The organism is Aestuariivivens marinum (assembly GCF_022662175.1).
GTDB lineage: Bacteria > Bacteroidota > Bacteroidia > Flavobacteriales > Flavobacteriaceae > Aestuariivivens > Aestuariivivens marinum.
The window spans coordinates 146,139-160,652 of the sequence record NZ_JAKMCR010000003.1; the positions used below are offsets into that span (position 1 = coordinate 146,139).

Annotated in this window: 11 protein-coding genes; 8 read left to right on the forward strand and 3 right to left on the reverse strand. The window is 34.6% G+C overall.

What is annotated here, in order from left to right; all coding sequences use genetic code 11:
- Window positions 1–34: 34 nt before the first annotated feature.
- From MR053_RS09890 to MR053_RS09900, 3 genes are all read right to left on the reverse strand, one after another.
- Window positions 35–1,075 carry a GMP reductase gene (locus tag MR053_RS09890; RefSeq protein ID WP_242132280.1) on the reverse strand — a complete coding sequence of 347 codons (1,041 nt, stop codon included), beginning with the start codon at window positions 1,073–1,075 and terminating at the stop codon, window positions 35–37.
- Between the two features lie 88 nt (window positions 1,076–1,163).
- Entirely contained in the window at window positions 1,164–1,544 is a 381-nt protein-coding gene (locus MR053_RS09895) for a RidA family protein (RefSeq protein ID WP_242132281.1), read from the reverse strand.
- Window positions 1,545–1,566: 22 nt separating this feature from the next.
- On the reverse strand, window positions 1,567–4,212 hold the full coding sequence (locus tag MR053_RS09900) for a putative LPS assembly protein LptD (RefSeq protein WP_317221712.1): 2,646 nt from the start codon (window positions 4,210–4,212) through the stop codon (window positions 1,567–1,569).
- Between the two features lie 256 nt (window positions 4,213–4,468).
- Between MR053_RS09900 and MR053_RS09905 the strand changes: the two genes are divergently transcribed.
- The 8 genes from MR053_RS09905 to MR053_RS09940 all read left to right on the forward strand — a co-directional run bounded on the left by MR053_RS09905 (window position 4,469) and on the right by MR053_RS09940 (window position 14,425).
- Entirely contained in the window at window positions 4,469–5,572 is a 1,104-nt protein-coding gene (locus MR053_RS09905) for an N-acetylmuramoyl-L-alanine amidase (protein WP_242132282.1), read from the forward strand.
- A gap of 51 nt (window positions 5,573–5,623) precedes the next feature.
- On the forward strand, window positions 5,624–6,559 hold the full coding sequence (locus MR053_RS09910; protein ID WP_242132283.1) for an MlaD family protein: 936 nt from the start codon (window positions 5,624–5,626) through the stop codon (window positions 6,557–6,559).
- A gap of 8 nt (window positions 6,560–6,567) precedes the next feature.
- The gene (locus MR053_RS09915; RefSeq protein ID WP_242132284.1) at window positions 6,568–7,881 is read left to right on the forward strand and encodes a (Fe-S)-binding protein; all 1,314 of its coding nucleotides are present in this window, start codon (window positions 6,568–6,570) and stop codon (window positions 7,879–7,881) included.
- A 10-nt stretch (window positions 7,882–7,891) separates the two neighbouring features.
- Window positions 7,892–8,683, forward strand: coding sequence for a (Fe-S)-binding protein (locus tag MR053_RS09920; RefSeq protein ID WP_242132285.1), 792 nt, complete (start codon window positions 7,892–7,894; stop codon window positions 8,681–8,683).
- A gap of 140 nt (window positions 8,684–8,823) precedes the next feature.
- Window positions 8,824–9,309, forward strand: coding sequence for an ABC transporter ATPase (locus MR053_RS09925; RefSeq protein ID WP_242132286.1), 486 nt, complete (start codon window positions 8,824–8,826; stop codon window positions 9,307–9,309).
- A 47-nt stretch (window positions 9,310–9,356) separates the two neighbouring features.
- A complete protein-coding gene (locus MR053_RS09930; RefSeq protein ID WP_242132287.1) occupies window positions 9,357–9,824 on the forward strand; it encodes a DUF423 domain-containing protein in 468 nt (155 codons plus the stop codon).
- 291 nt (window positions 9,825–10,115) lie between these two features.
- The gene (gene serB / locus MR053_RS09935) at window positions 10,116–11,339 is read left to right on the forward strand and encodes a phosphoserine phosphatase SerB (RefSeq protein ID WP_242132288.1); all 1,224 of its coding nucleotides are present in this window, start codon (window positions 10,116–10,118) and stop codon (window positions 11,337–11,339) included.
- A gap of 128 nt (window positions 11,340–11,467) precedes the next feature.
- Complete coding sequence (locus MR053_RS09940) at window positions 11,468–14,425, forward strand: glycoside hydrolase family 3 N-terminal domain-containing protein (protein WP_242132289.1); 2,958 nt, start codon at window positions 11,468–11,470, stop codon at window positions 14,423–14,425.
- Window positions 14,426–14,514: the final 89 nt, after the last annotated feature.

Consider the following 14,514-nt stretch of genomic DNA (forward strand, 5'->3'; position numbering starts at 1 on the left):
TTAAACCATACCCTTTAATTTTTTTTTGTAAAATTTATTCAGTATAAACCGTGTTTTCCTGCTCATTAACCCTAATGAAAGTAGTCCGTTTAGTAAGTTCCTTCAATCGGGCAGCCCCAACATAGGTACAGGTACTTCTTAAGCCTCCCAAAATGTCTTGAAGGGTTAATTCCACTTCGCCCTTATAAGGCACTTCCACAGTTTTTCCTTCACTTGCTCTATAGTCTGCAATACCACCAATATGCTTTTCCATAGCGGTAGTGGAACTCATCCCGTAAAATTTTCTGAATTGTTTGCCGTCACGTTCAACAATTTCACCTCCACTTTCTTCATGCCCCGACAGCATGCCACCTAGCATCACAAAATCGGCCCCCGCACCAAAGGCTTTAGCAATATCACCAGGTATAGAACAACCACCATCACTAATAATTTGTCCTCCCAATCCATGTGCAGCATCAGAACATTCAATAATTGCTGATAACTGTGGGTAACCAACACCTGTTTTTACTCTTGTTGTACAAACAGAACCAGGACCTATGCCAACTTTTACAATATCAGCCCCAGAAATTAGGAGTTGTTCAACCATTTCCCCAGTAACAACATTTCCTGCAATAATTACTTTATCGGGATATTGATCTCGGGTTTGTTTTACAAACTCAGCAAAGTATTCTGAATACCCATTAGCAACATCAATACATATAAATTTAAGTGATGGATTATTCTGAAAAATGAATTTCAATTTTTCAGAATCCTGTTTGCCAATACCTGTACTAACGGCGATATGGTTATAATATTCATGAGGAATATCTGTTAAAAACGCTTTCCAATCACTCAAAGAATAGTGTTTATGGATGGCTGTAAACAGTTTTTTTTCAGCAAGCACCTTCGCCATGTTAAAGGTTCCAACGGTGTCCATGTTAGCAGCCATAATGGGAATACCTTTCCACAGCAGTGGACTATGTAAAAACTTAAATTCCCGCTCTAATGTAACTTGCGATCTACTTTTTATTGTGGAACGCTTTGGACGAATCATAACATCTTTAAAACCTAACTTAATATCGTATTCAATGCGCATATTAAAAACCAAATTTATTTACATATAAATTTAGCTGTTTAGCAGGAAAATAGAAAATATTTTAAAGCTTATAATAGTAGATCTGGATCTATTGTACAGCAATCATGCTAATTTCAACATTAACATCTTTAGGTAAGCGTGCTACTTGAACTGTTTCCCTTGCTGGAGCGGTAGTATCATCAAAATAACTGCCATAGGCTTCGTTTATAAGTGAAAAATCGTCCATGCTACTTATAAAAATAGTTGACTTAATAACATTGTCGAATGTCATATTTGCAGTTGCCAATACGGCTTTCAAGTTTTGCATTACTTGGTGGGTCTCCGTTTTTATGTCCTCTAAAATTAAATTTCCAGTTTCAGGATTAAAGGCAATTTGTCCAGAGGTATATAGGGTGTTTCCAACTAAAACAGCTTGATTGTAGGGACCTATTGGAACTGGAGCATTATGGGTATTTATTATTTTTTTCATATTATGATATAGTATTATAAGGCTATAAAGCGCGGTCGGGTTGTCTTCGTTTTTCGTATTTTAAATCTTTTAATAGACTGGACTTAATGCCTATGAAGAAATTCCAAGAACTTCTGGTACTAAAAGGCACCCAGCTAAAGCTCATGCGCCAGCTTAACAGATCACGAGTAAAATTCAACTGGGTAAAGGTAAAGCCTTGATTTTTTATATCATAACCTGAAGAAGCCTCAACCGACCATTTTTGAGATAGATCTACCTTACCTGAGAACATCAACGAGTGGGATGATATTTCGTTCTGTCTTCTGTTATTACTGTAGTTCACGGCATAAGCCAAACGTAGGCTCCAAGGAATCTTGTAATTATACAATTCACTGGGTTTTTCCTCTTCTTCATCTTCTTCTCTTGCACTGTCAATCTGTTGGTTGGAAAAATCCAAATTCTTTGGTAGTACGTCTTCTGGATTATTACTGGCTTCTTTATTTTTGTCCTTCTTATTGTCCTTGTTGGATAGCGAATAGCTTGCGGTTAGGTTGGCACTTGTTAATCGAAACAAGCTACCACCATTATCAATGTTAAATTTGTCTATTCTGTTATTATTGTTATCCAGAGCATAGGGATCTAGGGTTGCTCCAAAATTCAGGCTCATTTTGTTGTTGAACAATTGTGTGCCCCCATTAACCCTAACAGGGCTCCATTGCAATGAATCTCCTGCTAAATTATAAGAGGTAGAAAAGTTTAAATTGTTTAGAAGCTTTATTTTTTTTGGTTCGGTAGCTGTACTGTCCTTATCCCTTACCTTAGCTTCTAAATTGTTGGCAATAGAAATACCAACAGAACTTGAAAATGTTTTACCCGGTAGACCAAAAAGGCCTCCTTCAAACCGTGAAAACTGGTCTTCCAGTTCACCAACAGTTTGCCCGTTAGCATCAACAACCTCTACATTTTCATAATACTTATTAAAAGCTGGGTTAATATTATAACTAATGGATGGTCGCATAACGTGCCGTATGGCCTGTATTTTTTTATCCTCTCCAAAATCAAACATACCATAAATGGTTGTTCCTAAACTGGTACTAAAATTGTAGGTTCTAAAGGAGTCAAACCCTTTAATCTCTTCAGTAATGGTTTTTCCTTCATTTGAATCGTAATACTTATTAATGGTATTGAATGTCCATACTTCATTATAATTAGTACTAGCAGAAACACTAAAATACTTTAATAGTTTAAAGTTAGTGTTTAAGGGTATATTGTGTTGAAATCCTGACCTGGCATCCTCAAACATTTCTTTTTTAAAGAAGAGTGAATCCGTGGTTTGAATTCTGTTCTCGCCCCTAACACTATACTGAAGATTGATATTTTGAATAATTCCTTTTTTTGAACCCGATTTTGGAGCTAGCGGATAAATTCTGCCAACACTACCTTGAAATGTAGGTAGGGTCATGTTTATCTGTTCGGTATTAGTGTTTTGTGAGTGAGTTGCCGTTAGACTAAAATTTACCGAAGGTTCTCCTTGAAATGTTTTGGAATAAGATACCGAAGAGGCTAGCGTATTATTTAAAAAATTACCGGTATTGATTTGGTTGAGCGAGTTTCTATAATAGTTACTACTTCCCAAATTTACAGATGCTGAAAAGCGCGAGCTAGGACTAGCCTTTGAATCTTGACTGTGGGACCATCTTAAGTTGTATATAGTATTTTTTGCATAATCAGGAAAACCACGTTCACTAGTGATTAAGTTTTCATAACGAAAACTCAGATTACCTCTAAATTTATAACGTACCGCATAAGTGTTCTCGGCACGAAACCCATAGCTGCCATTGGTATAATAATCGCCATACACTGCCAGATCAAAATAATCGCTTATGGCAAAATAGTACCCCATATTTTGTAAAAAATAACCACGATCGTTTTGCTCGCCAAAACTTGGAAGAATAATACCTGAAGTTTGCTTTTCAGATTGCGGAAAAAAGCCAAATGGGACACCTATTGGGGTAGGGACATCATAAATAAACAAATTGGCGAGTCCAGTTACAATCTTTTTTTTTGGCACAACCTTACCTTTTCTGAGTAAAATATAATATTCGGGATCATCTAAGTCCTGTGCGGTGGTATACTTTGCATTTTTTATAAAATACACCGAATCGTTTACCCGTTTGGTGACTTCTGCAATAACTGTGCCTTCACCTTGTTCTGTTATAGAGCGATAAATTAGTGCTTTTTCTGTTTTGGTGTTAAATAAAATAGAATCTGGTTCAACCACATTGCCACCTTGGGTAAAAACAGGCCCCTGTATGTAGCCTTCAAGACTATCTTTAATCCCTTTGGCATAAACTTCATCCTTACCAAGATCTATGGTAATGCTTCCCGCTTTAATGTTCATGTCTCCATAGTCTATTTCAGCTTCATTGTACAGGTAAAGCTTTTGTTGTTTTTTGTTGAATGAGGTATAATCGGAAGCTCTATAAGTTACGATGTCCGTTAAAATTTCTTTTTTAGGTTTTATAGAGTCGTTTGTAATAGAATCCTGTTCCTTTTCAACTATGGTTTCAAAATTAATAATACTGTCTGTCTTTACAGTAACATTTTCTTTGTTAATCTCTTTTTTAGGATTGGTTACTTTTTGTTTTTTGGGAAACTCTTGAGCGAAGCCAAACATGTTAATAAACATGGTAAAACTTAAGGCAAAAAGTATTTTAAAGTTGTTTGTGTGCAACGCTTTTAATGTATTTTTGTAAAAGTATGGCTCGGTTTTTGAATTGCCAAAATTACATATATTTTTCTGTGATTTAATTGATATTCCTCGAAAAATTTAAATTTAAAATAATCAAGGAACCTAAGTCGTTAAACCTCATAGAAGCATCAATTTTTGTTCCATTTTGGTTAAATGTTACATAACCAGAGTTTAAAATTATAAATGCATACCCATGAAATCGATAAAGGGATTACATTTTGTGTTTATCATAATTATATTAACCTTTTGCTCAACTTTGTATGTTGCGGCACAACACAATACCGAAAAATTTGTTGTGGTATTGGATGCAGGACATGGTGGGCATGATCCAGGTAATTTAGGCAATGGCTTTAGAGAAAAGGATATTGCCTTAAGGACTGCATTAAAAGTAGGGGAGCAGCTGGAAAAAAATCCCAATATAAAGGTGGTATACACAAGAAATAAAGATGTTTTTATTGGATTAAAGGAAAGAGGAGCCATAGCGAACAAAGCTAGGGCAGATTTGTTTGTGTCCATTCATTGTAATTCACATGGGTCCAGTGCTCATGGCACTGAGACTTTTGTACTGGGACTAAAAAGTAACAAAACTAATTTTGATGTTGTCAAAAAAGAAAACTCCGTAATATTTTTAGAAGACGATTACGAAAAAAAATATGCCGGTTTCGATCCTAATTCCCCAGAGTCGGTTATGAGTATTTTGCTGAGTCAGGAAGAATATTTAGATCAGAGTATATTATTGGCTGGTTTGATTGAGAAAAATTTCTCCGGAAACTTAAAGCGTAAAAGTAGGGGGGTTAAACAAGCAGCTTTTGTTGTGCTGCATCAAACCGTAATGCCAAGTGTTTTGGTAGAATTAGGTTTTTTAACCTATAAAAGTGAAGGCACCTATTTAAATTCAAAAAAGGGGCAGTTGGATATGTCTCAAGCTATTGTTACTGCCATACTGGAATATAAAAATAGTATTGATGCTAATATCGATTATTATGGTGGAAATAATAGTATTACAAATACGGTTGATAAAGAAATTTCAAGTGATATAGTTTATAAAGTTCAAATTGCAGCCAGCTCTAATGCAATAGATACTAAACCTTATAATTTTAAAGGGTTGGATAATATAACCATGTTAAAAGAAGAAAAACTATATAAATATTTTTATGGACAAACTTCAAGTTACGAGGATGCCAAGGCGCTGGTAGAACAGGCTAATCGTAGTGGTTATCCATCAAGCTTTGTAGTGCCGTTTAAAGACGGTAAAAAAATTACCTTGGACGAAGCTTTAAAAACAAGTACTAATTAAATTCATTCTTTTCAAATTTATCTTAAATTTGTTTTTCTAAAAACAAATATTTTGAAGCTATCAAAAGAAGTTAAAACTGCCCTATTAGTTATTTCTGGAATCATCCTTCTTATTTATGGTTTTAATTATTTAAAAGGGGAAACCCTTTTTTCTAAAGAATCCAAATACTACACCGAGTTCGATTACAATGCCTTGAGTACTTCTTCCTTAGTTACCATTAAGGGAAATGCTGTTGGCAAGGTAAACGATATTACGTATGATTTTAAGACAGGGAAAACTAAGGTTTTTTTCACTGTTAATCCAGAATTAAAACTATCAAAGAACAGTAAGATAAGATTGTACGAAACAGGTATCATGGGAGGTAATGCCTTAGCCATTATTCAAGCGGATGACAATGAATTGGCTAAAAATGGCGATTATATTGAGTCAGAAATACAGCCAGGGCTTATATCAAGCCTAAAAAAGAATTTTTCAGGACTTAGTACAAATTTGGATAGCACGTTGCGGTCTGCCGATACTTTGCTGGTTAGTTTAAACACATTGATTACGGATGAATCACAAAACGGACTTAATGCAACTATAGCTGAATTAAACAGTACATTGCGTGCCGTTAAGAATTTAGCAATTTCTGCACAAGTTATGGTCAATAACAACGATGATAAATTAGAAAAGCTAATTGATAATTTCAATACTACAAGTGAAAATTTAGCCACTTTATCCAACGACATCAAAAATATTGAAATTAGTAAAACTGTTTCTGCATTAGATAAAATGTTAGCTTCTTTTAACCTTATTTTAGACGAGATGGAACAAGGTAAAGGCTCTATGGGTAAACTACTTAAAGATGAAGCGCTTTACAATAACCTTGAAGGTACAACTAAAGAGTTAGAGGAACTTTTAAGGGATATAAAGCTGCATCCTAAACGCTATTTTAGAATTTTGTCTAAAAAAGAAATTCCTTATAGCGGAGATAGCCAAACCAATTAAACTACACTATGGAATATTTGCCAAACATATGTTTTGCTGTTGTCCTTATTTTAGGAATTGGATATTTTACAAAAAATGTAAAAAAGTTAATCCGCAATATTAAATTAGGGCAAGATGTTGATGTTAGCGATAACAAACCCCAACGTTGGAAAAACATGTTAATGATTGCCCTAGGGCAAAGTAAAATGGTAAAGCGACCCATTGCAGGACTGCTACATATAATAGTTTATATTGGTTTTGTAATCATCAATATAGAGATTTTAGAAATCATTGTCGATGGCCTTTTGGGAACACATAGAATTGGTCTAAAGGTATTTCCCACTTTAATTTATGGTTTTTTAATTGGAACTTTTGAAGTACTGGCTGTTTTAGTATTTATTGCTGTTATTCTATTTTGGGTAAGACGAAATGTTATTAAACTTCAACGTTTTTGGAAAAGCGAAATGACCAGTTGGCCTAAGAGTGACGCCAATTATATTTTATATTTCGAGATGGTCCTTATGACACTGTTCTTGGTGATGAATGCTACCGATGTTGATTTTCAGGCTTTACAAACAGGAAATACTATTAGTCGGGATATAGCACCATGGTTTTCGGGATTATCAGAAAGCAATTTGCATTTTGTAGAGAGAACAGCTTGGTGGTTCCATATTTTAGGTATTTTGGTATTTTTAAACTATTTATACTTTTCAAAGCATTTACATATCTTATTGGCCTTTCCAAACACATTCTATGCAAAGCTAACACCTAAGGGGCAATTCAATAATCTTGAGGCCGTTACAAAAGAAGTTAAATTGATGATGGATCCTAATGTTGATCCTTTTGCAGCGTCTGCCGAAGGAACAGAAGCAGATATACCCGCCAAATTTGGAGCCAGTGATGTACAGGATTTAAATTGGGTGCAACTGCTTAATGCTTATACCTGTACCGAATGTGGCCGCTGTACGAGCGAATGTCCTGCGAACCAAACAGGTAAAAAATTGTCACCGAGAAAAATAATGATGGATACTAGGGACCGTCTGGAGGAAGTCGGTAAAAACATCGATGCTAATAAAGGAATTTTTAGAGAAGATGACAAACAGTTATTAGACGATTATATTTCCCGTGAAGAGTTATGGGCTTGCACCACATGTAGCGCCTGTGTAGAGGCTTGTCCAGTTAGCATAGACCCTTTATCCATTATTTTGGACATGCGCCGCTATTTGGTTATGGAGCAAAGTGCAGCTCCATTAGAATTAAACAATATGATGACCAATATGGAAAATAACGGTGCGCCATGGCCATATAATCAAATGGATCGATTAAACTGGAAAAACGAATAAACTAAACAGGATGAACGAAGGACTAAAAGTACCAACAATGGCAGAATTTATAGCTCAGGGAAAGCAGCCTGAAGTCTTGTTTTGGGTGGGTTGTGCTGGAAGTTTCGATGATAGGGCAAAAAAAATAACCAAAGCATTTGTCAAATTATTGAATAAAGCCAATGTTGAATTTGCCGTTTTGGGAACTGAGGAAAGTTGTACCGGAGACCCTGCCAAACGGGCTGGAAATGAGTTTTTGTTCCAAATGCAGGCAGTAACCAATATAGAGGTTCTGAATGCTTACGAAATAAAAAAAATTGTAACTGCTTGTCCACATTGCTTTAATACAATTAAAAATGAATATCCTGGGTTAGGTGGGAATTATGAAGTTATGCACCACACCCAGTTTTTAAAAGCCTTATTGGAAGAAGGTCGTTTAAGTATAGAAGGTGGTCAATTTAAAGGCAAGCGCATTACGTTCCATGACCCTTGTTATCTAGGGCGTGCCAATAATGTATATGAAGCACCACGCAATTTAATACAGAAATTAGAAGCTGAGTTGGTTGAGATGAAGAATTGCAGACAAAATGGTTTGTGTTGCGGGGCAGGAGGGGCGCAAATGTTTAAGGAATCAGAAAAAGGCCATAAAGATGTTAATATAGAACGTACAGAACAGGCTTTGGATACAAAGCCTCAAATTATAGCTGCTGGCTGTCCGTTTTGTAATACTATGATGACCGATGGTGTTAAGGCTAAAGAGAAGGAAAGCGATATTTCGGTTATGGATATTGCAGAACTTATTGCTAGCGCACAGGATTTGTGAGTTTAAAAAGCAGTGTTTGGTCCCCAGTTTACATAATAGCTAGACTTGATATATGTAAAAGCAAAGAAAAATCAAGAAGAGGCAACAGCCTTTATAAAGAAGAAAACTAATAACGATTAACTCAATTACCAATAACTTAAATGTTAGTAGATTTCAATACATTACCAGAAGAATCCCGAGTTTGGATATACCAAGCAAATCGTTCATTTACAGAACAGGAAACAGAAGAAATCAAACTTAAATTAAATACTTTTATAAATAATTGGACAGCGCATGGTAGTGATCTTCAATCTGGATATCTAATTAAATATAAGCGTTTTATAGTTATAGGTTTAAATCAAAACTTAAATAAAGCTACTGGCTGTTCTATTGACGCTTCTGTACATTTTATTCAGCATTTAGAAAAAGAATATAATGTGGATTTAATGGATAAAATGAATGTGTCTTACAAGCAAGGAGAATTTATTGCCTACAAACCATTGGCAGATTTTAAAAAAATGGCAAAGGACAAAGCGGTTTCAAAAAATACCATTGTATTTAACAATTTGGTCACTAACATAGCAGAATTTAGAGACAATTGGGAAGTCCCTGCCATTGAGAGTTGGCATAGTCGGTTTCTTAAATAGATTGTTTTGGTTTGTAACCTTTAGTTGTTAAAGGATAAAATGATATTATGGAAAAATGGCATTTTAAAGCAAAAAACAATCCTAAAGAGATTAGTAAGAAAATAGAATCTGCACTTGAATTGATTAAAGGATTAGTTTTTAAAATGAATTATGATAAAAATAATTCAATAACATTTAGGGTGCGTAAAAGGATACTATATCCATGGTATTTGTTCTTTTTAAATAGTATTGTTGTAAATGGAAAATTATTAAAAACGAAAAGGGAGAATGAAACTCTAGTTGAAGTTTCTTTTAATCAACACTTTTTGTGGAAATTAGTAATATTTACGGATATATTTGTAGGTTTTGGTATTCTAATCATATTAATCTTACAAGAAGATTTTAATGTTTTTATGTCTATTTTTGGAACACTATTTTTTGCAGTTGGTGTTCTATTATGGATAAGTATTCAGAAAAAGCGTGAAAGAAATATTCAAGAGTATAAGACATTATTTTCTGAAATATTAAAAATCTAAAAAAGCAGCAAAACCTGTCAATAAGAAAGCATAACTGTAATAAAGTGAATTTGTCTTTGCACAGCTAGACTAATTAAATAGCTATGGTAAATGATAGGCCGAAATGTTTTCTAAATGAATACATAACTAAATTTTATATATAACCTAATGGTTATCAACTTTTCAATGTTTTACTCTAAAAATTAATCGATTATTAAAAATTAAAATCTAGAGTTATTATAAGTCTAAAAAACTTTCATAAGTTAAATAGAATGCCCAATTTTATGGCTTGCAAAAAATAAATAGTGCATTATGGCCAGTGAGATTTTTTTATTGAATATTTCGGGACAGGATAAACCCGGATTAACATCAAGTTTAACAGGTGTTTTAGCCGAATACGATGCTAAAGTATTAGATATAGGACAGGCCAACATCCATGAAACACTTTCTTTGGGTATTTTATTTAAGATCGAATCTGGAAAAAAATCGGCTGCTGTTTTAAAAGACTTGCTTTTTAAGGCCTATGAACTTGGTATTAAAGCTAAGTTCACACCCATTTCGTTAGGCGATTATGAGCATTGGGTAAGTTTGCAAGGCAAGAACCGTTATATTGTTACCATTTTAGGAGAACGCTTGGCAGCTGAGCAAATTTCTAAAGTTACAAAGGTTATTTCAGAAAAAAATCTAAACATCGATTCTATTAAACGGCTTACGGGGCGTTTGTCATTGGTTAAGGAAGAGGAATACCCTAGAGCCTCAATTCAGTTATCTATCAGGGGTCAAATTGCTGATAAAGCAGAGTTTACCGAAAAATTCATGCAAATTTCACATGATCTAGATGTAGATATAGCCTTTCAAGAAGATAACATTTACAGGCGTAATAGGCGCTTGGTTTGCTTTGATATGGATTCTACTTTGATACAAACCGAAGTGATTGACGAACTGGCGGAACTTGCTGGTGTTGGTGAGGAGGTAAAATCTATTACAGAATTGGCCATGCAAGGTGAAATTGATTTTAACGAAAGCTTTATTAGGCGTATGAGCCTTTTAAAAGGCTTGAGCGAAGACGTACTTCACGACGTGGCCATTAACCTTCCAATAACTAAAGGTGCAAAACGACTTATAGACACTTTAAAATCCTACGGATTTAAAACTGCTATTTTATCTGGTGGTTTCACCTATTTTGGCCATTATCTACAAAAAGAATTTGGGATAGACTATGTTTATGCCAATAAATTGGAGATAAAAGATGGTGTTTTAACGGGTAATTACCTGGGTGATATTGTAAATGGTGAAAAAAAGGCAGAATACCTTAAGGAAATAGCCAATAAAGAAGGCATTCATATCAATCAAACTATTGCGGTAGGCGATGGCGCTAACGATTTGCCTATGTTAAACCTTGCTGGTTTGGGTATTGCGTTTCATGCTAAGCCTAAAGTAAAAAATAATGCACAAAGCTCTATTTCTAGTATAGGATTAGATGGTGTATTATATCTATTAGGATATCATGACAGGCACATTGATTTATTACATTAGTTATGGCTATCCTTGGTTAATCATTTCTTTATAATTCTATCTTAAAGTCTTTTTATCTTCCTTGTAAAAATAGTATTTTGGCATGGTTATTAGTATTTGTTATCTAAATACTACAAAACATATTACTTATGCGCCATTTCTTTTTATTATATGTGTTTTTTTGCTTATCAAATCTCACTTATAGTCAGGATAAACAAAGTCCTCTTATAACTGATGATACCATTGCTCAACAGAAGTGGGTAGACAGTATATATGATTCATTGTCCTTAAGGGAGAAAATTGGCCAACTGTATATGATTATGGTTTTTTCCAATCAAGATGAAAAAACAAAACTCGATAATATAAAGCTAATACGTGATCATAAATTAGGAGGAGTTATCTATTCGTTAGGAGGTCCGGTAAGGCAAGCCAAACTTAACAATTCCCTTCAAGCGATATCGAAGGTGCCATTACTTGTTGGTATTGATGCCGAATGGGGTTTGGGTATGCGTTTGGATTCCACATATTCTTTTCCTTGGAATATGACATTAGGAGCCATACGAGATAACGCACTTATTCAGCGTACTGGAAAACTTATTGGGGAGCATTGTAAAAGAATGGGCATACATTTTAATTTTGCTCCTGTAACAGACATCAACACCAATCCAAAAAACCCCATAATAGGAAACCGCTCGTTTGGTGAAAACCGCGATAATGTTACCGAAAAAGCTTTGGCGTTTATGAAAGGTATGCAGGGGGTAGGTGTTTTGGCTAATGCAAAGCATTTTCCGGGGCATGGTGACACCGATCAAGATTCCCATAAAACCTTACCAACAGTAGGGTTTAGTGAAAAGCGCATTGATTCTGTTGAATTGTATCCTTATAAAAAACTTATCAGGGAAGGGCTCTCAAGTGTGATGGTAGCGCATTTAAATGTACCGAGCTTGGAATCGCGCTTGGGTTATCCGTCATCATTGTCTAAGTATATTGTTACTGATATTTTAAAGCAACGCTTGGGGTTTAACGGACTTATTTTTACCGATGCTTTGAATATGAGGGGTGTGGCAGATATGGTTCAGCCTAGTGTCGATGGTAATACCTCAAGTACATTTTTAACTAGTGGAACTATAGACCTTGAAGCTTTTAAAGCTGGTAATGATGTTTTGCTCATTTCAGAGGATGTGTCTGCAGGGATTTCAAAAATTGCTGAGGCCTACAAAACAGGAGAAATTACAGAAGCACGTTTGGCCCATTCGGTCAAAAAGGTACTTCGTGCTAAATACAAAGTAGGGCTGCACGATTACCAACCGGTTGGTTTACACAACCTGTTAAATGATTTAAATAGGATTGAAGACAACCTGTTATATGAAGAACTAATGGAAAACGCCATAACAGTTGTCAAGAATGACAAAGATTTAATTCCTTTTCAAAAGCTGGAAACAAAGTCATTAGCTTATGTTGAACTAGGAGATGATAGTGGTACTCCATTTTTTGAGGGACTTAAAAAATACACCAAAATCCATAAGATAGAAGCTGATGGTTTTAGTGATTTAACTAATAAATTACAGGCCTATAATACAGTAATAATCGGCTTTCATCGTTCTAACGACAGTCCATGGAAAGCTTATAAGTTTAGTGAAGAAGAACAGCGTTGGATAAGCCAAATATCAAAAACCCATAATGTGGTTCTTGATATTTTTGTAAAGCCTTATGCGTTAATGGATTTAGAAAATATCGATGATATAGAGAGTATCGTAATAAGCTATCAAAACAGTGTTGTCGCTCAGGAAAAATCTGCACAATTATTATTTGGTGCCATTCCTTCAAAAGGTGTTTTGCCTGTTTCTATAAGCAATCATTTTAAGGCAGGAGATGGAATTTTTAACAATTCAATCGAGCGCTTAAGTTATGGATTGCCAGAACATGTAGGCATGAATTCTAAAAAGTTAAGCAGATTGGATTCTGTTGCAAAACTTGCAGTGAAAGAAAAAATGACCCCTGGTATTCAATTACTGGTTGCTAGAAAAGGCAAGGTTATTTACAATAAAAATTTCGGAAAGCATACCTATGAAGGAAAGGAAATAGTTCACTTCGATGATATTTATGATCTAGCTTCCTTGACCAAAATATTGGCGACACTGCCTCTTTTAATGGAGTTGGAAGAAGAAGGAATAGTTTCGTTAGATACAAAATTACCTGAAATTTTACCCGAATATAATAACTCCAATAAAGCGCAGATTACTTTAAAAAGCATGTTATCCCACTATGCTCAATTGCGTCCCTGGGAACCTTTTTATTATAAGACCTTAGATTCCATAACGAAAAAACCTAGTGAAACCTATTACAGAAGAAAAAAAAGTAAGGAGTTTAATATAGAAGTAGCAAAAGAACTGTATTTAAGGAGTGATTACGAAGATTCCATTCAAGATATTATTAAGGATTCTGACTTGCTTGATAGAAAACAGTATCGATATAGTGATTTTCCTTATTACATATTAAAGAAATTTATTGAGTACCATTACGACAGAAGATTGGATGAGTTAGCTCAAAATCATTTTTATGAATCATTAGGAGCCAATTATACTATGTACAATCCATATCATACAATTAGTAGTAAAAAAATTGTACCAACTGAGATCGATGATTATTATAGATATCAAAAAATACATGGTTATGTTCATGACATGGGAGCGGCTATGCAAAATGGAGTAGGTGGTCATGCAGGTGTTTTCAGTAATGCTAATGATGTGGCTAAAATTATGCAAATGTATTTACAAAAAGGGTTTTATGGTGGTAAACGCTATTTTAAACCAGAAACCATCAATAAGTTCAATACCTGTTATTATTGTGAAAATGATAACCGGCGGGGTGTTGGTTTTGATAAGCCTCAGTTAGAAGATGAAGGACCTACCTGTGGTTGTGTATCGATGACTAGTTTTGGCCATTCTGGCTTTACAGGCTCTTATACTTGGGCAGACCCAGATGAAGAAATTGTGTATGTGTTTTTAGCCAATAGAACCTATCCAAAAGCTGAAAACAATATATTGTTAAGAGAAAATATAAGAACCAAAATTCAGCGCTTAATTTATGAATCTATTGAAGACTAAAGCATTTTTAATTAAAAGGTAAAGTGTGAAAGTTGAATTATTTAATAGTTTTGGTCACCTATATCTTCTGCTGCTTAAAGTTTAAATAT